The sequence below is a fragment of the Kouleothrix sp. genome (assembly GCF_046328425.1).
Classification (GTDB): Bacteria; Chloroflexota; Chloroflexia; order Chloroflexales; family Roseiflexaceae; genus Kouleothrix.
Window position 1 is genome coordinate 323,640 of sequence record NZ_JAXLWP010000005.1, and the last position, 21,736, is coordinate 345,375.

General features: G+C 69.0%; 21 protein-coding genes. 14 read left to right on the plus strand and 7 right to left on the minus strand.

The features are described from left to right. Positions 1 to 11 precede the first annotated feature (11 nt). The 5 genes from carA to argC all read right to left on the minus strand — a co-directional run bounded on the left by carA (position 12) and on the right by argC (position 4,557). The gene (gene carA / locus U0177_RS06050; protein ID WP_409569699.1) at positions 12 to 1,151 is read right to left on the minus strand and encodes a glutamine-hydrolyzing carbamoyl-phosphate synthase small subunit; all 1,140 of its coding nucleotides are present in this window, start codon (positions 1,149 to 1,151) and stop codon (positions 12 to 14) included. 19 nt (positions 1,152 to 1,170) lie between these two features. Then, positions 1,171 to 1,674, minus strand: a complete 504-nt coding sequence (locus U0177_RS06055; protein WP_409569700.1) for a GNAT family N-acetyltransferase — start codon at positions 1,672 to 1,674, stop codon at positions 1,171 to 1,173. Positions 1,675 to 1,744: 70 nt separating this feature from the next. After that, positions 1,745 to 2,680 carry a TIGR03560 family F420-dependent LLM class oxidoreductase gene (locus tag U0177_RS06060; RefSeq protein ID WP_409569701.1) on the minus strand — a complete coding sequence of 312 codons (936 nt, stop codon included), beginning with the start codon at positions 2,678 to 2,680 and terminating at the stop codon, positions 1,745 to 1,747. 24 nt (positions 2,681 to 2,704) lie between these two features. Beyond that, positions 2,705 to 3,490: an acetylglutamate kinase gene (argB, locus tag U0177_RS06065; protein ID WP_409569702.1), complete on the minus strand. Its 786-nt coding sequence runs from the start codon at positions 3,488 to 3,490 to the stop codon at positions 2,705 to 2,707. 53 nt (positions 3,491 to 3,543) lie between these two features. After that, positions 3,544 to 4,557: an N-acetyl-gamma-glutamyl-phosphate reductase gene (gene argC / locus U0177_RS06070; protein WP_409569703.1), complete on the minus strand. Its 1,014-nt coding sequence runs from the start codon at positions 4,555 to 4,557 to the stop codon at positions 3,544 to 3,546. Between the two features lie 540 nt (positions 4,558 to 5,097). On the opposite strand from argC, the gene U0177_RS06075 reads away from it, so the two are divergent. Next, entirely contained in the window at positions 5,098 to 5,649 is a 552-nt protein-coding gene (locus U0177_RS06075) for a PadR family transcriptional regulator (RefSeq protein ID WP_409569704.1), read from the plus strand. 50 nt (positions 5,650 to 5,699) lie between these two features. Beyond that, entirely contained in the window at positions 5,700 to 6,539 is an 840-nt protein-coding gene (gene modA, locus U0177_RS06080) for a molybdate ABC transporter substrate-binding protein (RefSeq protein WP_409569705.1), read from the plus strand. A gap of 265 nt (positions 6,540 to 6,804) precedes the next feature. Here the strand turns inward: modA and U0177_RS06085 are convergent, their stop codons facing one another. Together U0177_RS06085 and dnaK are read right to left on the minus strand one after the other, a co-directional pair. Continuing rightward, positions 6,805 to 7,644: a lysophospholipase gene (locus U0177_RS06085; RefSeq protein WP_409569706.1), complete on the minus strand. Its 840-nt coding sequence runs from the start codon at positions 7,642 to 7,644 to the stop codon at positions 6,805 to 6,807. 169 nt (positions 7,645 to 7,813) lie between these two features. Further along, entirely contained in the window at positions 7,814 to 9,685 is a 1,872-nt protein-coding gene (dnaK, locus tag U0177_RS06090; protein ID WP_409569707.1) for a molecular chaperone DnaK, read from the minus strand. Positions 9,686 to 10,016: 331 nt separating this feature from the next. On the opposite strand from dnaK, the gene U0177_RS06095 reads away from it, so the two are divergent. The 12 genes from U0177_RS06095 (at position 10,017) to U0177_RS06150 (ending at position 21,734) form a co-directional block, all read left to right on the plus strand. Then, positions 10,017 to 10,148, plus strand: coding sequence for a hypothetical protein (locus U0177_RS06095; RefSeq protein ID WP_409569708.1), 132 nt, complete (start codon positions 10,017 to 10,019; stop codon positions 10,146 to 10,148). 184 nt (positions 10,149 to 10,332) lie between these two features. Continuing rightward, a complete protein-coding gene (locus U0177_RS06100; protein WP_409569709.1) occupies positions 10,333 to 11,958 on the plus strand; it encodes a serine/threonine-protein kinase in 1,626 nt (541 codons plus the stop codon). Positions 11,959 to 12,028: 70 nt separating this feature from the next. Further along, entirely contained in the window at positions 12,029 to 13,105 is a 1,077-nt protein-coding gene (locus U0177_RS06105) for an NADH-quinone oxidoreductase subunit D (protein ID WP_409569710.1), read from the plus strand. Between the two features lie 21 nt (positions 13,106 to 13,126). Next, positions 13,127 to 14,881, plus strand: a complete 1,755-nt coding sequence (locus tag U0177_RS06110; RefSeq protein WP_409569711.1) for a proton-conducting transporter membrane subunit — start codon at positions 13,127 to 13,129, stop codon at positions 14,879 to 14,881. Positions 14,882 to 14,969: 88 nt separating this feature from the next. Continuing rightward, a complete protein-coding gene (locus U0177_RS06115) occupies positions 14,970 to 15,692 on the plus strand; it encodes a hypothetical protein (RefSeq protein ID WP_409569712.1) in 723 nt (240 codons plus the stop codon). Positions 15,693 to 15,694: 2 nt separating this feature from the next. Beyond that, positions 15,695 to 17,167, plus strand: a complete 1,473-nt coding sequence (locus U0177_RS06120) for a proton-conducting transporter membrane subunit (protein ID WP_409569713.1) — start codon at positions 15,695 to 15,697, stop codon at positions 17,165 to 17,167. Positions 17,168 to 17,169: 2 nt separating this feature from the next. Further along, a complete protein-coding gene (locus U0177_RS06125; protein WP_409569714.1) occupies positions 17,170 to 17,532 on the plus strand; it encodes an NADH:ubiquinone oxidoreductase in 363 nt (120 codons plus the stop codon). Further along, positions 17,529 to 18,359 (plus strand): hypothetical protein, encoded by an 831-nt coding sequence (locus tag U0177_RS06130; RefSeq protein ID WP_409569715.1) that lies wholly within the window; start codon positions 17,529 to 17,531, stop codon positions 18,357 to 18,359. Before U0177_RS06125 ends, U0177_RS06130 begins: the two co-directional genes overlap by 4 nt. Positions 18,360 to 18,466: 107 nt before the next feature. After that, positions 18,467 to 19,543, plus strand: a complete 1,077-nt coding sequence (locus tag U0177_RS06135; RefSeq protein WP_409569716.1) for an ABC transporter ATP-binding protein — start codon at positions 18,467 to 18,469, stop codon at positions 19,541 to 19,543. A gap of 105 nt (positions 19,544 to 19,648) precedes the next feature. After that, positions 19,649 to 20,416 carry a hypothetical protein gene (locus U0177_RS06140; RefSeq protein ID WP_409569717.1) on the plus strand — a complete coding sequence of 256 codons (768 nt, stop codon included), beginning with the start codon at positions 19,649 to 19,651 and terminating at the stop codon, positions 20,414 to 20,416. A gap of 275 nt (positions 20,417 to 20,691) precedes the next feature. Further along, positions 20,692 to 20,991 (plus strand): ArsR/SmtB family transcription factor, encoded by a 300-nt coding sequence (locus tag U0177_RS06145; protein WP_409569718.1) that lies wholly within the window; start codon positions 20,692 to 20,694, stop codon positions 20,989 to 20,991. 158 nt (positions 20,992 to 21,149) lie between these two features. Then, a complete protein-coding gene (locus U0177_RS06150; protein ID WP_409569719.1) occupies positions 21,150 to 21,734 on the plus strand; it encodes an ANTAR domain-containing response regulator in 585 nt (194 codons plus the stop codon). Positions 21,735 to 21,736: the final 2 nt, after the last annotated feature.

Genomic DNA, 21,736 nt, shown 5'->3' on the forward strand with positions numbered 1-21,736 from the left:
CGTCTTTGTGGCTATCTTTCTGCTCTCATGAGGGCGACGAACTGGTCGAACAGGTACGATGCGTCGTGCGGGCCGGGCGCAGCCTCGGGGTGGTACTGCACGCTGAAGGCGCGCAGGTCGGGGGCGCGCAGGCCCTCGCAGCAGCCGTCGTTCAGGTTGGTGTGCGTCACCTCCACGCCGGCCGGCAGGGTTGTGTCGTCGACGGCGAAGCCGTGGTTGTGGCTCGAGATCTCGACGCGCCCGGTGTCGCTGAAGCGCACCGGCTGGTTGCCGCCGTGGTGGCCGAAGCGCAGCTTGTAGGTGCTGCCGCCCAGCGCCAGGCCGAGGATCTGGTGGCCCAGGCAGATGCCGAAGAGCGGGCGCTTGCCCAGCAGCTCGCGCACCGACGCCACGGCGTACGTCACGGCGGCGGGGTCGCCGGGGCCGTTTGAGAGAAACACGCCGTCGGGGTTCAGCGCCAGCACGTCGGCGGCGGGCGTGTTCGCCGGCACCACCGTCACGCGGCAGCCGCGCTCGGCCATCAGCCGCAGGATATTGCGCTTCATGCCGAAGTCGTAGGCTACGACGTGGAGCGCGGGCGCGCCGTCGGCATCGCCGGCCGGGTGCTTGGCGGCCCACTCCGCCGCAGGCGGCTCGGCCCAGTGGTACGGCTCGGCGCAGGTCACGTGCGGCACCAGGTCGAGCCCCTCCATCGAGGGGGCGCCGCGCGCCGCCGCGACCAGCCGCTCGGCGTCGGGCTCGGCCGACGAGATCACGCCGCGCAGCGCGCCGGCCTCGCGGATGTGGCGCACCAGCGCGCGGGTGTCGACATCGCTGATGCCGACGATGCCGTGCTCGCGCAGGTACTCGCCGAGCGGCGCGGTAGCGCGCCAGCTGCTGACGCGCGGGCTGGCGGCGCGCACCACAAAGCCGGCGAGCCACGGCTTCACGCTTTCCTCGTCCTCGAGGTTCACGCCGGTGTTGCCGATATGCGGCGCGGTCATCACCACGATCTGGCCGTAGTACGAGGGGTCGGTCAGCACCTCCTGGTAGCCGGTCATGGCGGTGTTGAAGATCACCTCGCCGGCGCGCTCGCCGATCGCGCCCAGGGCGAAACCCGGCCAGGTGGTGCCGTCTTCGAGAGCTAGCAGGGCGGGGGTGCGCTGTGGCATCGAGATCCCTCTCTCATTGTTACAATTCCACCACCACGGCGGTCTCGTCGCAGGCGTGCTGCAGCGGGCAGATCACGCAATCTTTCCATACCTTCTCGGGAAAGCGCGCGCGGTCGGTGATTGCGAAGCCCAGGCGCGTGAAGAACGACACCGCGCGCGTGAGCGCGAACACGGTGGGGATGCCGCGCTGGCGCGCGCGCTCGACCAGGCCGCGCACGATCAGCGCGCCGATGCCGTAGCTGCGGAACTCGGGCAGCACCGCCAGCGACCGCACCTCGACGAGCGTTGGGCTCATGGCTACCAGCGAGCCGATGCCGACCACGCGGCCGCCGACCTCGGCCACCAGCCAGTCGGCCAGCGACGCGCGGATGTTCTCGGGGCTGCGCGGCAGCAGGTGGCCGATGCGGGCGTTCTCGTTCACCACCGCGACGATGGCGAAGATGTCGGGCTCTGCGGCCGGCCGTACAATCGGCGACCCGGCCGGGGCGGTGTAGATGGGATTTTCGGCGACCCGAGCGATCATTCGAGTTTCCTTTTGTATTGCGGTGCTTGACCAATTGTGTACCATGCGCGACAGCTCCGAGACGGCCAGCCTAGCGCGGCGCCGGAGGGAAGGCGGGCAGCACGGCGGCGGCGATCGCCTCAAGCTCGGCCATGTCGTCCCAGCCGAACCACTGCAGCATCACGCGCTGCGCGCCAGCCGCTGCGATTGCGTGCAGCTGCTCGGCAAGGTCGGGCGCGGTGCCGGCCACGATCCCGCGCTGGCGCAGCTCGGCCGGCGTGCCGCCCCACTCGGCCGCGCGCTGGCGCAGCTCGGCGTCGTCGCGGCCGAACACCATGCCGGTCATCAGGGTGCGGCGTACGTCGCCGGGTGCGCGCCCGGCATCGGCGATCAGCGCGTCGAGCTGTGCCTGGAGCTCGCCGAAGCGCTGGGGCGTCACGTACACGGCATTCCACTCCTGGGCATAGCGCGCGGCCAGCGGCAGGGTGTACTTCGGGCCGTTGCCGCCGATCACGATCGGCGGGCCGCCGGGGCGGCGCGGGCGCGGCAGCAGCGTTGCCTCGCGCAGGGTGTAGTACTTACCCTCGAACGAGGCCGGCGCGTCGCCGCGCAGCAGCAGCGACACCACCTCGAGCGCCTCGCCGAAGCGCGCCATACGCTCGGTGGTGCCGAGCAGGCTGTAGCCGAACATGCTGTGCTCGCGGGTTTGCCAGCCGGCGCCCAGGCCGAACTGCAGCCGCCCGCCCGACAGGTCGTCGACGGCAAGCGCCGTGCGCGCCAGCATCACCGGCTCGCGGAACGAGACCGGCGACACCAGCGGGCCGAACTCGATCCGCTGGGTGTGGCTGGCCAGCCACGTCAGCGACACCCACGCCTCCAGCGCGTCGCTGCTAGGCGGCTCGGCGTCGGTGAAGTGGTCGGATCGGTACAGCCCGGCGAAGCCCAGCCGCTCGACCGCCGCGGCCACGCGCTGCCAGATCGGCCACGTCACGCCGCTCTGGCCCTCGATCATGATCGCTACGTCCATTGCTGCTCCTCTCGTCGCTGGGTGCTACGGCACAATCAGCGTGCCGGTGCCGCCGGCCAGGCCGGCCAGGTTGGTGATCCGCGCGGCGCGCACGCCGGCCGCCAGCGCGGTGAGCGCGGCGCGCACCTTGGGGATCATCCCACCATAAATCGTGCCGTCGCCGATCAGCGCCTCGATCGCGGCGGCGCTGAGCTGCGGGGCCAGCTGATCGTGCACCAGCACGCCGGGCACGTTCGTCACAAATACCACCTCGGCGTCGGCCAGCGCCGCCGCGATTGCGCCGGCGGCCTCGTCGGCGTTCACGTTATAGGTGCCGTCGGGGCCAAGCGAGATCGGCGCGATCACCGGCACCACGCCCTGCGCCAGCAGATCGCGCAGCAGCTCGGCGCGCACCGCAACCGGCCGCCCGACGCGCCCGAGGTCGCCGGCGGGGTGGCTGGCCTTCTCAACCCGGATCAGCCCGCGGTCGACACCCGAAAGGCCAAGCGCGTCGGCGCCGGCAGCCGCAAGCGCCGCGACCAGGCGCGTGCTCACCAGGCCGCACAGCACCATCTCGGCCGCGTGCAGCGCGGTGGCGTCGGTGTAGCGCAGGCCGGCCACAAAGCGCGGCTCGCCGCCGAGCGCGGCCTGGATCTGGCCGATCTCTTTGCCGCCGCCGTGTACCAGCACCGGCTGCGGCCGCAGGCTCGCCACCGCGCGCGCCAGCTCGGCCACGAACGCCGGGTCGTCGAGCTCGTTGCCGCCGATCTTCAGAACCAGCTGTGAGCTGTGAGCTGTGAGTGTTGAGTTCGCAGGACTAATGACGCTCATGGAACCTCGCCAGTTGTCTTGACGATCGATGTCAAGATGCCTCTTCGACATTTCTACGCTAGGAGCCCCAGGGTCTCTTCCAGGCCAAACATCACGTTCATATTCTGGATCGCCTGGCCGGCCGCGCCCTTCACCAGGTTGTCTTCGCTGGTCATCACAATCAGCACGCCCGGCGCGGCCAGCGTAAGCGAGATCGCGCACAGGTTGGTGTGGACGGTATGCGCGAGCGTGGCAAGCTGGCCTTTGGGCAGCAGCCGCACGAACGGCTCGCCGGCGTACTGCTCGGCGAAGAGCGCGCGCACCTGGTCTTCGCCCAGGTCGGCGGGGACGCGCAGGTACAGTGTGCTGAGGATGCCGCGGTTCACCGGCAGCAGGTACGGTGTGAAAATAATCTGCGGCGCGAGGTTGCCGGCCAGCCGCGCGGCCTCCTGCTCGATCTCGCCGACGTGGCGGTGAACGCGGCCGATGCTGTAGGGCGCCAGGCTCTCGTTCACCTCGACGAACGAGGTGTTCTGCTTGGGCGCGCGGCCGGCGCCCGACACGCCCGACTTCGCGTCGATAATGATCGTCGGGTCGGCCAGGGCGCCGGCGCGCAGCAGCGGCGCCAGGCCCAGCAGCGCGCCAGTGGGGTAGCAGCCGGGGTTGGCGATCAGCGCGGCGTCGCGCAGCGCGGCGCGGTTCAGCTCGGGCAGGCCGTAGGGCGCGGGCAGCAGCTCGGGCGCGGGGTGGTCGTGGCCGTACCAGCGCTTGTACGCCTCGGGCGTAGCCAGCCGGAAATCGGCCGAGAGGTCGATCACCCGCACGCCGGCGGCCCGCGCGCGCCGGGCCGTCTGGCCGGCGACGCCGTGTGGCAGGCCCAGGAACACCACGTCGGCCTCGCCGATCGGCGCGTCGTCGGGGGCGATCAGCTGAGTGTTGAGCGGGCCGGGGTAGACATCGGCCAGCGCCTTGCCGGCCTGCGACTCGGAGGTAGCGAACACGACGCGTGCCTGCGGGTGGCGCCCCAGCCAGCGCAGCAGCTCGTAGCCGGCGTAGCCGGTGACGCCAAAAATACCGACCTTCAGCATGGATTGACCCCCGCACATACAAAAACCCCTGGGCCCAGGTGGGTCCAGGGGTGGTTCACGATCTCTCGCGCCGGCCGGGCGCCGATGCAACCTTTGCTGCGCACGCCCTAACCGCCCCCCGAACCCTCGCGGGCCGGACGACGTGTGCGACGACGCAGCGTATAATTGTTGCACGACAGCTGCTTCATAACGGCGCTAATGATATATCTGTGTGGGGTTCTTGTCAAGCGCCGAGCCGCAGTGTCCAGGGCTCGTGCAACGTCTTTCGACCTTTCCCCTTCCCTCCTCTGTCATGGGAGGGGGTAACACATCTGGCTGTGTGGTGGTCGCCGCCGCGACCGCACCACACAGCCAACAACCATCCTCCTCTCCCGCGCGGGAGAGGGCCGACTTTGCACGAGCCCTGCTTCTGTAAACTCAGACCCTCTCTCGCCCCCGTGTGTGAAGGGGCGCGCTCTGGTAGATGCTATTTGACAATTCGCCGCGCCCATGCCATAATCGGAAAATCACTACTTATTTAATCAGCAAAGGTTCAGCGCCATGAGCCCAATGGTCAAGCAGCCGCTGACGATCGAGCACGCGCTGCTCGGTTTTTTGCGGCAGCAGCCCATGCATGCCTACGAGATCCACCAGACGCTGCTGCGCAATGAGGCGCTTGGCCTGGTGTGGCACCTGAAGCAGAGCCTGGTGTACGTGATGCTCGAGCGCCTCGAGGCCGAGGGCTACCTCAGCGCCGCGCTCGAGCCACAGGGCAGCCGCCCGCCGCGCAAGATCCTGCAGCTCACGCCAGCCGGCCAGCGCGCCTTCGCCGGCTGGCTGGCCGCGCCGGTTGCGCATGGCCGCGACTTCCGGCTGGAGTTTCTGGCGAAGCTGTATTTCATCAGCCACGACCCGGCGAGCGCAGGCGCGCTGATCCGCACCCAGCAGGCTGCCTGCCGCAGCTGGCTCGCCGACCTGCGCGCGCAGGCCGAGGCGCTGGGCGGCGAGCGCACCTACGACTGGCTGGTGCTGCAATTTCGCATCGGCCAGATTGACGCGATCCTGGCCTGGCTCGATACCTGCGCCGCCACCGTGCTCCCGGTACCAGCATAGCCCTTTCCGCCAGTGTTCGCCCGGCCCACTATATGAAAGGAGCCATGTGTATGCTTCGCCCACGCTGGTTGTTCGTGCTGGCGCTGCTCGCGGCTGTGCTTGCGGCGTGCGGCGGCACGCCCGCCGCCGCCCCAGCCCCGACAACCGCCCCTGCTGCCGCCCCGGCCGCAGCCGGCGACCTGACGGTGTTTGCAGCAGCGTCGCTCACCGACGCCTTCAAGCAGATCGGCCAGCAGTTCGGCGCGGCCAACGGCGGCGCGAGCATCACCTTCAACTTCGCCGGCTCCGACCAGCTAGCCACGCAGATCGGCCAGGGCGCGCCCGCCGACGTATTCGCCTCGGCCAACAAAAAGCAGATGGACGTGGTGATCCGAGCCGGCGATGTGATCAGCGGCACCGAGAAGACGTTTGTGCGCAACCGCCTGGTGGTGATCTACCCCAAAGACAACCCGGCCAAGCTCGCGGCGCTGAAGGATCTGGCCAACCCCGGTGTCAAGCTGGTGCTGGCGAACAAGCATGTGCCGGTGGGCGGCTACGCGCTCGACTTCCTGGCCAAAGCCTCGAAGCTGCCCGAGTACACCGCAGCCTACAGCCCAACCGTGCTGAGCAATGTGGTGTCGTACGAAGAGAGTGTAAAGTCGGTGCTGAGCAAAATCGCGCTGGGCGAAGCCGACGCCGGGATCGTCTACACCACCGACGCGGCGACGGTGAGGGATGGCTCGGTCGCCCAGATCGCCATCCCCGATACCCTGAACACAATCGCGACCTACCCGATCGCGGCGACGAAAAACGCCAAGCATGCCGACCTGGCCAAGAAGTTCGTCGACTACGTGCTCGGGCCCGAGGGCCAGCAGGTGCTGGCGAAATACGGCTTCATCCCGGTCAAGTGACAGGACTTACGCGGTCGCCTGAGCTATGGGCTTGTTCTGCCTGCGGCAGCATGGTACTTCGCTTTCTTTTGTGCTCAGATTTTCGCGCAAAGCGCGAAAATCTGAGCACCTTCCATGAAAAAGTACCGCGACGAGCAAGCGGCTGGAGGCACGTACATGCGGGTTCGCGGGCGGCGAAGCCGCCCCCGGACTTTGATTTTGAGATGCCCTGCCCGGCGAACCGGGCAGGGCATCTCAAAAATAAAGCGATCAAACCGAGTTCGTATCAGGCCGGCACCGGCGTGCGCGCGCGCAGCCAGCCGACGATCTCGGCCAGTACGTCGGCCTGCTCGGGCTCGTTGTGCATCTCGTGGCGCAGGCCATCCCAGCGCTTAAACGTGCAGCCGGGGGCGCGAGCCGCGAACTCCTGGCTGGCTGCCGCCGAGGTGATCGGGTCGGCGCCGCCGTGCATGAGCAGCAGCGGCAGCCGCAGCTCGGCGGCATGCTCGAGCGCCCACAGGCCGGCGGCGTAGAGCGCGGTATACATGCGCGCCGAGATCTTGCTGTGCACCAGCGGGTCGGCAATATACGCCGCGCCCACCGCCGGGTCGCGCGAGAGGCCCTCGGTGTCCAGGCCGGTGTCCTGGATCAGCGCCGGGTAGATCCGATCCATCGCGCGGCCGAGCAGCACCTGGAACTTTGGCGGCTCGAACGCCAGCCGCAGCCACGGCGACGTGACCACCGCGCCGTCGAGCGCGGGGCGGCGGCGCAGCAGGTAGTTGAGCGTCACGTTGCCGCCCATGCTGTGGCCATACACGAACTGCGGCAGGCCGGCGAAGCGCTCGGCTGCGGCGCGCGCCAGCCCATCCACGTCGTCGAGCAGCGCCTCGTAGCTCGGGGTGTGGCCGCGCAGCCCGCCCGACTTGCCGTGCCCGCGGTGGTCGCCTGTGACAACCGCGTAGCCCGCGCCGGTGAGCGCGGCGGCCACGTGGCGGTAGCGCCCGCAGTGCTCGCCAAAGCCGTGCACCAGCGTCACCGCCGCGCGCGGCGGGCCTTCGGGTTCCCAGCACTGCGCGTGCAGCTGCGTGCCGTCGCCGGCCGCGCGCGCCCACTCGAACTGCTTCATCGTCGTTCCTTTTGTTGCGTCTGGCCTTTGCCGCTTGATCTGTGTGGTTTTTCCGCACGAAGCGCGGAAAGCGGCACCCAACATGCTGCTGCAGCAGGCAGAATCGGCGCGCGCCGCGATCATACCGCCGAGTCGCCCGCCGCTCGGTAGCCGTGCCACCGCCCGCGCACTACTCGACGGTGTACTCGCCGTCGACCACGCCCTCGTCGGCCTTGCCGCCGCCCGAGGCCTGGCCCTGCGGCTCGCTGTAGGCGCCCTGGCCGACCTGCATCATCAGCTGCTGCAGCTCGCCCGAGAGCGATCGCATACGATCCTCGTTCTCCTGAGCGACGGCCTCGCGCAGGTCTTTGATCAGGCTCTCGGCCCGGCCCTTCTGCACCGAGTCGACTTTGTCGCCCAGCTCGTTCAGGCTCTTCTCGCTCTGGTAGGCCAGGCTGTCGCTCTGGTTCTTCAGCTCGACGATCTCGCGCCGGCGCTTGTCCTCGGCCGCGTGCGACTCGGCATCGCGCACCATCCGGTCGACCTCGTCCTTGTTCAGGTTGGTGCTGGCCGTGATCGTAATGCGCTGCTCCTTGCCGGTGGCCTTGTCCTTCGCGCTGACATTCAGGATGCCGTTGGCGTCGATGTCGAACGTCACCTCGACCTGCGGCACGCCGCGCGGCGCCGGCGGAATGCCCTCGAGCCGGAACTTGCCGAGGGTCATGTTGTCGTTGGCCATCTCGCGCTCGCCCTGCAGGATGTGGATATCCACCGCCGTCTGGCCGTCGGCTGCGGTCGAGAAGATCTCGCTCTTGCGCGTCGGGATGGTGGTGTTGCGCTCGATCAGCCGCGTCATCACGCCGCCGAGCGTCTCGACGCCCAGCGACAGCGGCGTCACGTCCAGCAGCACCACGTCCTTCACGTCGCCGCCCAGCACGCCGCCCTGAATGGCCGCGCCGATCGCCACGACCTCGTCGGGGTTCACGCTCTTGTTCGGCTCTTTGCCGGTGAGCTTGCGCACCAGCTCTTGCACCACCGGCATGCGCGTGCTGCCGCCCACCAGCACCACCTCGTCGAGCTGGCTAGCCTGCAGCCCGGCGTCTTTCAGCGCCTGCTGGAACGGGCCCTTCAGCCGGTCGGTGAGCGGCTGCGTCAGCTGCTCGAACTTGCTGCGGTTCAGCTTGATCTGCAGGTGCTTCGGCCCGCTGGCATCGGCGGTGATAAACGGCAGGTTCACCTCGGTCTCGCTCATGCTCGACAGCTCGATCTTGGCCTTCTCGGCGGCCTCCTTCAAGCGCTGCAGCGCCTGGCGATCCTTGCCCAGGTCGATGCCCTGGTCCTTCCTGAACTCCTCGATCAGCCAGTTGACGATCTTCTGGTCGTAGTCGTCGCCGCCGAGGTGCGTGTCGCCATTCGTCGCCTTGACTTCCACCACGCCATCGCCGACCTCGAGCACCGACACGTCGAACGTGCCGCCGCCCAGGTCGAACACCAGAATCGTCTCGTCCTTCTTCTTGTCGAGGCCGTACGCCAGCGCGGCCGCCGTCGGCTCGTTGATGATCCGCAGCACCTCGAGCCCGGCGATCTTGCCGGCATCCTTGGTGGCCTGGCGCTGGCTGTCGTTGAAGTAGGCCGGAACCGTGATCACCGCCTGCGTCACCGTCTCGCCCAGGTACGCCTCGGCGTCGGCCTTCAGCTTCTGCAGCACCATGGCCGAGATCTCCTGCGGCGCGTACTCTTTGGCCGTCTGGGCCGAGTGGATGCGCACGTCGGCGCGCGGGCCTTTGGAAACCTTGAACGGCACCATCTCGCGCTCGACGTTGGTCTCGTCGAAGTTGCGGCCGATGAAGCGCTTGATCGAGAAGAATGTATTCTCGGGGTTGATCGTCGCCTGGCGCTTGGCCGTCTGGCCCACCAGGCGCTCGCCATTTTTTGTAAACGCAACGACCGATGGGGTGGTGCGGTTGCCCTCGGCGTTGGGGATCACGACGGCGTCGCCGCCCTCCATCACCGCCACGCACGAGTTCGTGGTTCCCAGGTCGATACCGACTATCTTTGCCATGCTATTCCTCACTTCTATGAACTACGAGTTGCGTTCGAGGCGCGAGCAGCTGCTGCACAACCTTTCCGCAACTCGCGCTGCCATTAGTGTACTGTATTTGCGATAGTGGGCTATAAGAGCGGCGTTAGAGAAATGTTAGAATCGGCGAGCGAGGCCGGGCGTGCATGCCTCAGGCTGCCCGCCAGAGGCCACACCGCGCGCCGGGCGGCGCTTCTGACAGGAAATTATCAGCATCTTGTAATGTAATTATCAGCTATAGTTCGCGGGCGGCAGTGTATCATAGCAAGGCTTAGGGCAGCGCAGGTACCCATACAACGCATTGGAGACACAGATGCTCTGGTTGATCTGGATCGCGATCATGCTGCTGACGCCCATTCTCGCCGGTGTGAGCGTATGGCGCGAGACGCGCGCCAACGCCGAGCCGGCCATCGCCGAGCCAAGCGGCGATCGGCTGCAGGCGTAGCCCACTCCTAACCCCTCGCCATTCCCTTTCCATAGGCGCGCGGAAGCCCGCAGGCGGTGTAGCCTGCGGGTTTGGTGTGTTATAGTATGGGCTCGCGCAACGCGCCCGCCGTGGGGCGTTCACGTTCGGCACGGCGGCACTATGTTTGGCCTCCGGCGGCCGCGCGCAGCAGGAGAACAGAGCGTTGACTGGAACCGCAGATCTGATCGGCACAACCTTAGGCGCATACGAGCTGCACGCGCTGCTCGGCAGCGGCGGCATGGCCCGCGTGTACCGCGCCACCGACACGCGGCTGCGCCGCGAGGTTGCCGTCAAGGTGCTCACCGCGCAGGCCGCGCGCACCCCCGGCCTGCCCGAGCGCTTCCAGCAAGAGGCGCGGCTGATCGCCAGCCTGCGCCACCCCAATATCGTCCAGGTGTACGATTTCGGCGAGCACGCCGGCTACACCTACATGGTGCAAGAGCTGCTGGCTGGCCCGACGCTGGCGCAGCAGCTGGCCACGCAGGCCGCCACCGGCCGGCGCTTCGAGCGCGCCCAGGTGCTCGAGATCGTGCGCCAGCTGGCCGCCGCGCTCGACGCGGCCCACGCCGCCGGCATCATCCACCGCGATGTCAAGCCCGCGAATGCGATCTGGAACGGCCGCGGCGACCTGGTGCTCACCGATTTCGGCATCGCCAAGGGCGCGCAGCCTGGCGCCGAGTTCACCCAGGCCGGCATGGTGGTCGGCACGCCCGACTACTTATCGCCCGAGCAGGCGCGCGGCCTGCCGCTCACATCCGCCAGCGACATCTACTCGCTGGGCGTGGTGCTGTACGAGCTGCTGGCTGGGCGCGCGCCCTTCCACGCCGATACGCCCATGGCCGCAGTGCTCGGCCACATCCAAGACGCGCCGCCGCCGCTGCGGCCATCGCGCCCCGACCTGCCGCCCGGCGTCGAGCAGGTGATCTTGCAGGCCATGGCCAAAGACCCGGCCGCGCGCTTTCGCAATGCCAGCGCGCTGGCGCGGGCGCTCGAGGCAGCCTGGCCGGCAACAGCCGCCCGCACGCTGCATAGCCAGCCAACCCAGGCCTGGGCGCCGCCCGCGCCCGCAGCCCCGCCACCCCAGCCCGAGCGGGCCGCGCCGCCCTCGGCGGTCGCCATACCGCCCGCCAGCCGCCCGGCGCCGCCGGCCGCGCCCGCGCAGCCGCGCCGCTCGCCGGTGGGCTGCGTGCTGATCGCGCTCCTGCTGCTGGGCGTGCTGGGCGGCGTAGGCGTGGCGGCGCTGCTGCTGGGTGGCAGCTTCCCCACGCCACCAGGCCCCCAGCCGGCCGCCACCGCTGCCCCCGTCGCCGCCGAGCCCACTGCGGCGCCGGCCCCAACCGAGGCGCCGCCGCCCACCGAAGCTCCACTGCCCACCGAAACACCCGCGCCCGCGCCGACCGAGCCGCCCGCGCCGACCGAAGCACCCGCGCCGACCGAGCCGCCGCCCACCGAAACACCTGTGCCCGCGCCAACCGAGACGCCACCCGCCATCCTGCTCGACCCGTCGGTGGGGCAGCTGCGCGAGCTGCTGCTGGCCGGGCTAGCCGACGGCCGCTCTGGCAAGCACGGCGACGATCTGCTCGCAAACCTCGAGCAGGCCGACCAGGCGCTGCGCGACAACAACGCCAAGCGCGCCACCGACCGCCTGCGCGACATTCAGAAGCGCGTAGCCGCCGACGCGCGCGACAGCGCGATCGACCTTCAGTTCGCCCAGCAGACGCTCGACGGCGTCGACGCGATCGCGCGCGCCTATAATCTGAAACTGCCCACGGTAAAGCTCAAAGGCTAGCCAGCCCGAAGCCAGCCACGACGGGTATGGTATAATGCGCGTCTGACTGACGCAGTGAATGGGAGGGAATGTGACCTATTCGCTGGCGCTGGGGCCATTTCATCCTGCTTTGCGCGGGCCGCAGCGCTTCGAGCTGAAGCTCCACGGCGAGCAGATCGCCGACATCGAATATCACGACGGATTCAACGAGCGGGGCTGCGCCGAGCGGCTGCCGCGCCTGGATCTACCACAGGCTCTTCACCTCGTCTCTCGAATCTGCGGCACCTGCTCGCTCGCGCACACGCTGGCGTTCTGCCAGGCGCTCGAGGCGCTCTGCGCGATCGAAGTGCCCGGCCGCGCCCAGGCGCTGCGCTGCGTCGCCGCCGAGCTCGAGCGCATCGCCTCGCACGCGCGCGCCGCCGCCGCGATCCTGCGGGCGCTGGGCATGGATCGCTACGCCGCCGACCTCGACGGCCCGCGCGAGCTGGCGCTCACGTCGCTCGCGGCGATCGGCGACGCGCGCGTCATCCCAAACCTGTGCCTGCCCGGCGGCGTGCGCCGCGACCTTACACCGCGCGACCTCGAGGCGCTGCGCCAGGCGCTGCCCCAGCTGAACCGCAGCCTCTACCGCTTCGCCGACCGGCTGATCGACCACCGGCCGCTGCTGGCGCGCACCGTCGGGGTTGGCGTGCTGCCGCGCGCCGCCGCCGAGCAGTTTGGCGTGCACGGGCCGCTCGCGCGCGCGTCGGGCATCGCCCGCGACACCCGGCTCGATCAGCCGTATGCCTGCTATGCGCAGCTTGATTTCAAGCCGATCACCCAGGACGGCGGCGATGTCTACGCCCGGCTGATTCTGCTGCTGCTCGAAGCCTACGAGAGCGCCAAGCTGATCGAGCAGGCGCTTGAAGCCTTGCCCGGGGGCGAGTGGCGCGGCGAGATCCCCACCAGCCTGCCCAAGGGCCAGGCCAGCGCCGCCGCCGAAGGGCCGCGCGGCGCCATTCGCTACTCGCTCGAAAGCGACGGGCGGCGCCTCACGCACGCGCGCATCGACGCGCCGCGCCAGCTCGATCGCTTGCTGGCGCGCACGCTGCTCTCGAACGCGCTGATCGACAACGCCGTAGCCATTATTGCCTCGGCCGATGTGTGTACGGCCTGCGCCGAGCGCTGAACCATACAGGGAATCGTTCGCATGCTCGTTCTGCTCTTCAGCCTGCCCTGCCTCGTCGCGCTGGCCTGCCTGGCGCTGAACCAGTCGGTGCCGACGCGCCGGCTTGGCGTTGGCGCGGCGGCCACGCTGCTGGCGTACGGGCTTGCGCTGCTGGCCGCCAGGGCGCGTGGCGGGCTGCCGCTGACGCTGGCCGAGTTCACGTGGATGGCGATCGATAGCCGGTCGCTACAGGTAGTGCTGCGCTTCGACGCACTGAGCTGGGGCCTGGCGCTGCTGGCGCTGCTGGGCGGCGGCCTGGCGCTGCTGGTGCTGGCGCTGGGCCTGCCCCCGGCGCTGCGCGGCTTTGGCGGGCTGTTCGGCGCGGCGCTGCTGGCGCTGTTCGCCAGCGCCGTGGGCCTGGCAAACCAGGGCCTGGCGCTGCTGCCGTTTGCGTGGGCGCTGGTGGCGCTGCTGAGCTTTCTGGCGCTGCGCGCCAGCGGCGCGCTGGCCGGCTCCGACGCGCCGGTGGTGGTGCTGCTGGCCGGGCTGTGCAGCGCGCTGGTGCTGCAGGGCGCGGCGCTGCTGGGGCCGCTCGAGCCGGGCACGCCGGTGGCGCTGGCGGCGCTGCTCTGCTGGACGCTGCTGGGCCTGCTGGCGTTTGGCGCGCCGCCGTTCCACGCGCCGCAGCAAGAGCTGGCCGAGGCCCCGGCGGCGCTGGCAGGCGCGCTGCTGCCGCTCGGCCTGCCGCTGCTGGGCGGCGCCGCGCTTATCCGCTTCATGGCTGGGCAGAGCGCCACGCTGCCGGGCGGCTGGCGGCTTGCGCTGACGCTGCTGGGCCTGCTGGCGCTGTTCGCAAGCGCTGCTGGCGCGCTGGGCACCACCCGGCTGCGCCGCTGGCTGGCCTGGCAGTTCAGCGCGCAGCTGGGCGTGCTGCTGATCTGCGCCGGCCAGGGCGGCGCCGCACTGTCGGTGGCCGCGCCGGCGCTGCTGCTCAACGCGGTGCTCTCGACACTTGCGTGCTTCCTTGCGGTGGCGCTGCTGGTGCGCCACACCGGCACCGACGACATGGCCGAAAGCGCGCTGGCCGCGCCGCTGATCTGGCCCGGCGCGCTGCTGCTCGTCGGCGCGGCCTCGGCGGTGGGGCTGCCGGGCGTGTGGGGCTTCTGGCCGCGCCTCTGGCTGCTCGAAGCGCTGCAGGGCAGCGCGCCGTGGGCGGTTGCGCCGCTGCTGGCTGGCGGCACGCTGCTGGCGCTGGCCTTTGTGCCGCCGCTGGCGGTGTTCTGGCGGCGCGACGCATTGGTGGGCCAGCAGCTCGCGCCGCCGGCCGGCGATGCTCGCCTGGCGCTGCTGGTTGCCGGCGTGGCCGGGCTGCCGCTCATCCTGCTGGGCGCGGCGCCGGCGGCTGCTTGGCGCGGCTGGCTAGAAGATGTGCCGGCCGCGCTTGGCGCTGCCGGGGCCAGCCCGTCGCTGCCGGGGCTGCTGGCGCAGCTCGCGTGCGGGCTCGCCGCGCTGCTGCTGCTGAGCCTGCCGCTGGCGCTGCGCGCGCGCGGCGCCGCCGCCCCCGACGAGCCCGCCGCAGAGCCAAGCTCCGGGGTGGTGGCGCCGGCTGGCCTGGGCGCGAGCCTGCGGGCGCTGGCGGCGCTGGCTGCCCCCAACGAGGCGTTCGCCAGCGCCTGGCGCGCGCTTGTACTCGCCAGCGATGCGCTGCGGCGTGGGCTGGCACTGTTCGAGCAGCGCTACTACCTGGCCGGCCTGCTGATCGCCGTGATTGTCGTCGTCCTGCTGTTCATTCAGTGAGCACTTTCGCCGTGCGGGTCCAATCGCAACCTGCTCACCGCCAGCCCGAGTACCGGCAGCGTAACGCCGTCGCTACCGGCCAAGCTACATGACCATACTTGCCCAAAACCTGCCGGTGCTGCTAGTGGCCTTCTCAGGCGCGCTGATACTGCTGCTGCGCGACTGGCGCATCACCTTTTCGGCGCTGCTGCTGAACTACGTCGGCGTGGCGCTGTTCCTGGCGCGCCAGCAGTTCATCCAGCCCGATCTGCAGCTCGGCGGCCTGGCGCTCAGCACCACCGTGCTGGTGAAGCTGATCACCGGCGCTGCTGCCACCGCGATCCTGGCGATCACCGCGCTGACGTTCTCGCGCGAGTATAATCAGGAGGATCTCGACGAGTTCTCGCTGGCCGAGCTGCGCCGCGCCGCGCGCCGCGCCCAACGCCAGCGCGCCGCCGAGCCGTTTCGCGCATCCGATTATTTCATCCCGTTCTGGACGCTGATGCTCGCGACGCTCGCCAGCGTGGCGCTGCCGCGGCTCTACCCGATCGGCGCCGACTATTCGATCGACTTTGTGTGGTACTGGCTCGGGCTGATCGGCCTGTTTACCATGGTGGTGGCCGGCGATATATTGAAGGTCGGCCTGGGCCTGCTGCTGTGCATCGGCAGCATCGACGTGCTCTACACCGCGATCTCCAGTAGCGTGCAGGTGTTCCCGCTGGCGCTGCTCGGCCTGGTCGAGATCGTGCTCGCGCTGTCGATCGCCTACCTCAGCGGCCTGCTGTACGGCCGGCTGAAAACGCTCGAGCTGAACGAGCTGTATAAGCGCTAGCTATGATCTACCTGCTTCTGATATTCTTTCCGATCGCCATGGGCGCAGGCTGCTTTGTACTGCGTACGCAGACCCGGCTGGTGATCGCGGCGGCCGTGGCCACGGTACTGGCGCAGATCGCGCTGGTGCTTCAGCTGCCGCTCGACCAGCCTGCGCGCCTGCTGGGGCTGACGCTGACGCTCGACCCGCTCGGCCGGCTGTTTCTGCTCACATTCCTGGCGGTGGGCGCGCTGGCCTTGCTCGCGACGTGGCGCATCCCGCACGGCGAGAACTTTGTGCCGATCGCGCTCATGCTCCTCGGCATGACCAGCACCACCCTGCTGCTGCTGCAAGAGCCGTTCGTCGCCTCGCTGCTGCTGATCAGCACCGGGCTGCTGGCGGTGCTCGCGATCGTCGATTTGCCAACCGCCAGCTCGGCGCTGGTCGGCCGCGCCACGCTCGCCACCGCGCTGAAATACCTGGTGCTCATGCTGATCGCCGGCGTGATGATGTACATGGGTTTTGTGCTGGTGAACGCCGCCCAGCCGAACCTCGCCAACACGCGCATCTCGCCGACGCATCTCGTGCTGGCGCTGGCGGTGGTGGGCTTCGGCCTGCGCCTGGCGATTGTGCCGTTCCACTCGTGGCTGCCCGACCTGGCCGAAGACGCCGCGCCGATGGTGTCGGTGCTGGTGGTGGCGGTGGTGAATGTGACTAGCCTGCTGTTCCTGATCGTCTCGTTTCAGCTGGTGTTCTACCCATTCGAGGTCGTCGGCGGCCCCGACAACCAGCGCGGCATGCAGCTGCTGCTGGCGCTCGGCATTATCACGGCGCTGCTCGGCGCGCTGCTGGCGCTGGCACAAACCAGCATCCGCCGCACGATCGGCTACCTGGTGGTGTACGATGCCGGCATGGTGCTGTTCGGCCTGGCGACCATGGACAAAGTCGGCGTGACGGGCGCGCTGTTCGAGGCCTGGAATCAGACGATCGTGGTGCTGCTGCTGTTCGTGAGCATTGGCCTGCTCGAGCGCCCCGACGGCCGGCCGGCGAATGTGCTGCGGCACGACCTGCTGTGGCGCTGGCCGGTGGCCGGCACTGGCTTGCTGGGCGGCGGGCTGGCGCTGCTGGGTCTGCCGCCGTTCAACGGCTTCGCCAGCAAGCTGCTGCTCTACGAGGCCGCCGCGCGCAAGGGCGGGCTGTACCTGGTGCTGCTGCTGCTCGCCAGCGCGCTGGCGCTCCTGGCGCTCGTGCGCCTGGCCCGCGAGCGGCTATTCGGCAGCTCGGAAGAACAGCGCGTCGACGAGGCGCCGGTTCTGCTCGGCACCACCGATCTCGACCGCCCGGCCGACCGGCGGCTCGATCCTGAGCCGCGCGGCATGGCGCTGCTCACCGCGCTGCTGCTGGCGGTGTGCCTGGCGATCGGCCTGTACCCGCAGCCGCTGCTCTCGACGATCAACGAGGTTTCGCGCGGCCTGACGTTCTTTCAGCCATTTTAGCTATGATCAAAGTCTACCGCATTAACACAGGCTCGTGCGGCGGCTGCGACGCCGAGATCGAGGCGGCCGTGGCCGGCGCCGCAACCCTGGCCTGGGCCGATTCGCCGGCTGCCGCCGATGTGCTGCTGCTCACCGGGCCGCTGACGCCGCCCGCGCGCGAGGCGTTCCAGGCGCTGTGGCAGCGGCTCGGCGGGCACATTCGGCTGCTGGCGGTTGGCCGCTGCGCGATCGACGGCCACCCGTTCGGCCGCGGCGGCGTGGCCGATCTGCCGGGCCTCGGCGCGCGCACGCTCGACGGCTGCCCGCCCACGCCCGAAGCAATCGTTGAGGCGATCGGGCGCCTTGCGGCCGAGCAGAACCTATGAGTACGACGCTTGCGATTTTGCTGTACCCTGGCCTGGCGCTCGCGCTGCTGCTTGGCGTGCTGTTTGGCTGGCTGATCGAGCGGCGCACTCCGCCGGCGCCGCGCGCGTCGGCGCTGCGCGGCCTGGCCGGGCCTGCGGCGCTGGCGGGGATTGGCCTCACCGGGCTGGCGCTGACGCTGCTGCCGTGGCCGCTGCATCCCGCCGCAGGCTGGAGCGCGATCGGCAGCCCGGCCACGCTGTGGGCGCTTTTCGAAGGCGCGTTCCTGCTGCCGCTGCTGCCCGGCTTTGTGTCGGGGCGGCCATTTGCGGCCCGCGCCGCCGCGCGCGAAGCCCAGATCGGCGCCGCCGGCCGCTGTGTCTTCTGGCTGGCAGCCGGCAGCGCGCTCTGGAGCGGCGCCGGCTGGTCGCTGGCGCTGCTGCCAGGGCGCTTGCTGCTCGGCCTGGCCGGCCTGCTGGCGCTGCCGGTCGCGATCGGCTGCGGGCCATTCGGCGCCGAGCAAAGCCTGGCCGCCGCCGGCGCCGAAGAGGGCCTTGACGACAGCACCGCCGCTCTGGTACGCTTGGCGCGGCTGGTTCGCGGCGCGGCGCTGCTGGCGGCCCTGCCGCTGGCGCTGCTGCGCCCGCTGCTTGGCCCCGAGGCGCGGCTCGCGCCGGCGCTGGCGCTGGCGATTGTAGCCGCGCTGTTCGTGGCGGTGGCGCTGCTGCTGCGCCAGGTCGGCGCGCTGATGCCGCGCCTCACGCTGCCGGGCGCGCTGCGCTGGTGCTGGGGCCGGGCGCTGCCGCTGGCCCTGGCGGGCGTACTCTACCTGGCGCTGGTGCGCGGCTAGCGTGTTCCGCTCGCTGCGCGCGGGGTGCGCGTCGCTTACATCTCCACCGGGCGATACACCGCGCCCTTTCGAGATCCTTGCTTGCACTGTACAATGGCGAAAACAGCATGGACGCGATCGAAATCCAGGATCTTTATAAATCGTACGATGGCCTGAGCGTGCTGCGCGGCCTCGATCTGCGCGTGCCGCAGGGCAGCGTGTATGGCCTGCTCGGGCCAAACGGCTCGGGCAAATCCACGCTTATTCACCTGCTGCTCGGCTTCCTGAGGCCAAACCGCGGCACGCTGCGCGTGCTGGGCCAGCACGACCTCGCGCTGGTGCGCGGGCGGATCGGCTACCTGCCCGAGCGGCTGCGCTACCACCTGCACTACACCGGCCGCGAGTACCTGCGCTACCTCGGCCAGTTCAGCGACATGGCCGGGCCGCAGCTGGCGCGCCGCGTCGCCGACGAGCTCGATGCCGTGGGCCTCAGCGCCGCCGCCGACCGCCGCCTCGCGACATACTCGAAGGGCATGCTCCAGCGCCTCGGCATCGCACAGGCGCTGCTGGCCACCCCCGATATGCTGCTGATCGACGAGCCAACCTCGGGGCTCGACCCGGCTGGCCAGCGCGAGATACTCGATCTGCTGGGCGAGCTGCGCCAGCGCGGCCATACGATCTTCCTGGCGACGCACTTCCTCGACGAGATCGACCTGCTGTGCGATACCGTCGGCATTCTGTACGACGGCAGGCTGGCGGAACAGATCGATGTGCCTACACTGCGCGCGCCCGGCCGCTCGGCGCTGCTGAAGCTCGCCCACATCACTCCCGAGCTTCAGGCGCAGCTCGCGCAGCTCAGCCCGGCGGTGCGCTCCAGCGGGCGCGAGATCGCGCTTCAGCCAAACACGCCCGCGCTGCAGGCCCAGGTGCTGCGCGCGCTGCTCGACGCCAACGTGCCGATTATCTCGCTCGAACCGCAGAGCCGGCCGCTCGAAGAGATCTATATGCGCGTGGTGCGCGGTGAGCCAGGCGATCAGGCGCTGGAACAGGCGCCACCAGGCATGTTCGTGCCGCCTGGCCACCCCGACGCGCTCGCCGCCGCGCCGCCAGCCCGCCGCTCGAATGGCGATACGCTGCTGCGCGAGCTGCTTGGGCGCCCCGATGGCAAGGCCGGCCCGCCCGACTCTGAGCAAGCGAAGAAGTAACAGGTTCGCAGCTTCCAGCTTGCCACCCGCAACGTGTGAACCCCGCGTAACCCAAGGCGGTTTGCGAACCTGTGTCCCGAAGCAACCTGCAACCGTGTGAGTCCTATGGCCCGATCACTCTCGCGCACACTGCGCTTCACAATCTTCACGCTCGTCGAGTACACCCGCTCCGGCCGCATTCTGGTCGAGCTGGCGGCAACCACGATCTTCTTCTACATCTTCTTGCGGCGCTGGACATCCGCGCCGCCGCCGAACTACTTTTTCTCCACCGTCGCGCTGTTCGAGCTGGCGCTCAGCTTCTACACCTCGGCCTCGATCATGGCGCTTGGCGACCGGCCGCAGGGCTACCTGATCCTGGCGCGCCGGGTGGGCCGCAACGGCTACCTGCTAGGCTTGTACCTCGCAGTGCTGGCGATAGCCGTGGCGCTGTACGGCCTGATCAGCCTGGCGACCGCGCTCTACAACCCGGTGGCCGGGCTGACGCTGGCCGGCTGGCTGGCCGGCACCACGCCGCTGCTGCTGAATGTCGCGCTGCTGTCGGCGCTGCTGGCGCTCATGGCGCCGATGGTGCTGCCGGCCAGCGCGCGCCTGACGGTGCTGGCGCTGATCGCGGTGGCCTTTTCCGGCAGCCTGATCGGCGGGCAGACGCTGGCGGGCCTGCCGGGGCCGCTGGTGGCGGTGCTCAGCGTGCTGCGCACGATCTTCAGCACGCCGCTGCTGCCGGCGTTCACTGGCTTCGAGCTGGCGCTCAGCCGCGACTATAGCGGGCTGGCGCTGGCGATTCCCCTCGCGCAGTTCTCGCTCACACTGGGGCTGCTGGCGCTGGCGCTGTACGCGTTCGCCCGCCGCGAGATCATCTTCAGCGGCGCGTAGGCCGCACCCGAAAAGACGGCTTAGAGTAACCAGATCTAGCTGATTACTTGCTTTCGTGTGGGGGTTCAGCGGGCGGCGACGCCGCCCGCTGAATTTTCTTTTTGCGATGCCCTGCCCGGCGAAGCCGCCCGCTGAATTTTCTTTGTGCGAGGCCCTGCCCGGCGAAGCCGGGCAGGGCATCGCAAAAAGAAAGCGAGCAAACGGAGTTGATAAAAACTCAAGGTTGACAACGCCGTGCCATGCGAGTAGAGTTAACCCACGCACGGAGGCACGCGATGGCAACTGCGCGATGTCAGCGAGATGACCAACGCCTCTACCGGTTGCTCAAGGCACTCGGCAACCCGGTGCGCCTGCAGATTGTACGTTTTATACAAGATCACCCCCGCTGTATTGGCTACCAGATCCAACTCCACCTGCCCGACGACGTCGCCCGCGCGCAGTCGACATTATCGCAGCACCTCAAGATACTGCGTTCTGCTGGCATAATCCAGGCCCACGACGACGGGTCGGCAACTTGCTACGCGCTCGACCACGAGATGCTGGGCTGGCTGCGCGAGCAATTAGCCGATATGTAAGATTTGTACAGGCTTGACCGTCCGGTATCGATTGTGCTACAATGAACAATCGAAAGGTATCAACGGTTTCTTAACCTCGACGACAATCAAACAAGGTGCTAGCGCGCGATCCACGCCGATCGCACAGGGCACCACAGCCTTGTATACAGGAGAGGATCATGGCCCAACAGTTACGGCTGGTTATCGCCGACGACGAATCGCTCATCCGCATGAACCTGAAAGAGACCCTGGTCGGCCTTGGCTACCTGGTGGTTGGCGAGGCTGGCGACGGCGTGAGCGTGGTGAATCTGGCGCGCGAGCTGCGGCCCGATCTGGTGATCATGGACATCAAGATGCCCAAGCTCGACGGCATTCAGGCCGCCAAGGTGCTGACGGAAGATAAGATCGCGCCGGTGCTGCTGCTCACGGCCTACTCCGATCGCGAGCTTGTCGACCGCGCGCGCGAGGCTGGGGTGGTGAACTATATTGTGAAGCCATTCCGCGATGCCGAGCTGCTGCCGGCGATCGAGATCGCCATGGCCCGCTACTCCGAATTTCAGGAGATGGACAAGAAGATCGGCAACCTTGAAGAAACCCTCGAGACGCGCAAGCTGGTGGAGCGCGCCAAGGGCGTGCTGATGGACACGCAGGGCCTCAAGGAGCAAGAAGCCTTTCGCAAGATTCAGCAGCTTTCGATGAACACGCGCAAATCAATGCGCGAGATCGCTCAGGCGATCCTGCTGACCGCGCAGATCGAGAAATAGGA

Coding starts and splice junctions, on each gene's coding strand:
- carA (WP_409569699.1), bottom strand. CDS start 1,151: ATGCCACAGCGCACCCCCGCCCTGCTAGCTCTCGAAGACGGCACCACC.
- U0177_RS06055 (WP_409569700.1), bottom strand. CDS start 1,674: ATGATCGCTCGGGTCGCCGAAAATCCCATCTACACCGCCCCGGCCGGG.
- U0177_RS06060 (WP_409569701.1), bottom strand. CDS start 2,680: ATGGACGTAGCGATCATGATCGAGGGCCAGAGCGGCGTGACGTGGCCG.
- argB (WP_409569702.1), bottom strand. CDS start 3,490: ATGAGCGTCATTAGTCCTGCGAACTCAACACTCACAGCTCACAGCTCA.
- argC (WP_409569703.1), bottom strand. CDS start 4,557: ATGCTGAAGGTCGGTATTTTTGGCGTCACCGGCTACGCCGGCTACGAG.
- U0177_RS06075 (WP_409569704.1), top strand. CDS start 5,098: ATGAGCCCAATGGTCAAGCAGCCGCTGACGATCGAGCACGCGCTGCTC.
- modA (WP_409569705.1), top strand. CDS start 5,700: ATGCTTCGCCCACGCTGGTTGTTCGTGCTGGCGCTGCTCGCGGCTGTG.
- U0177_RS06085 (WP_409569706.1), bottom strand. CDS start 7,644: ATGAAGCAGTTCGAGTGGGCGCGCGCGGCCGGCGACGGCACGCAGCTG.
- dnaK (WP_409569707.1), bottom strand. CDS start 9,685: ATGGCAAAGATAGTCGGTATCGACCTGGGAACCACGAACTCGTGCGTG.
- U0177_RS06095 (WP_409569708.1), top strand. CDS start 10,017: ATGCTCTGGTTGATCTGGATCGCGATCATGCTGCTGACGCCCATTCTC.
- U0177_RS06110 (WP_409569711.1), top strand. CDS start 13,127: ATGCTCGTTCTGCTCTTCAGCCTGCCCTGCCTCGTCGCGCTGGCCTGC.
- U0177_RS06115 (WP_409569712.1), top strand. CDS start 14,970: ATGACCATACTTGCCCAAAACCTGCCGGTGCTGCTAGTGGCCTTCTCA.
- U0177_RS06120 (WP_409569713.1), top strand. CDS start 15,695: ATGATCTACCTGCTTCTGATATTCTTTCCGATCGCCATGGGCGCAGGC.
- U0177_RS06125 (WP_409569714.1), top strand. CDS start 17,170: ATGATCAAAGTCTACCGCATTAACACAGGCTCGTGCGGCGGCTGCGAC.
- U0177_RS06130 (WP_409569715.1), top strand. CDS start 17,529: ATGAGTACGACGCTTGCGATTTTGCTGTACCCTGGCCTGGCGCTCGCG.
- U0177_RS06135 (WP_409569716.1), top strand. CDS start 18,467: ATGGACGCGATCGAAATCCAGGATCTTTATAAATCGTACGATGGCCTG.
- U0177_RS06140 (WP_409569717.1), top strand. CDS start 19,649: ATGGCCCGATCACTCTCGCGCACACTGCGCTTCACAATCTTCACGCTC.
- U0177_RS06145 (WP_409569718.1), top strand. CDS start 20,692: ATGGCAACTGCGCGATGTCAGCGAGATGACCAACGCCTCTACCGGTTG.
- U0177_RS06150 (WP_409569719.1), top strand. CDS start 21,150: ATGGCCCAACAGTTACGGCTGGTTATCGCCGACGACGAATCGCTCATC.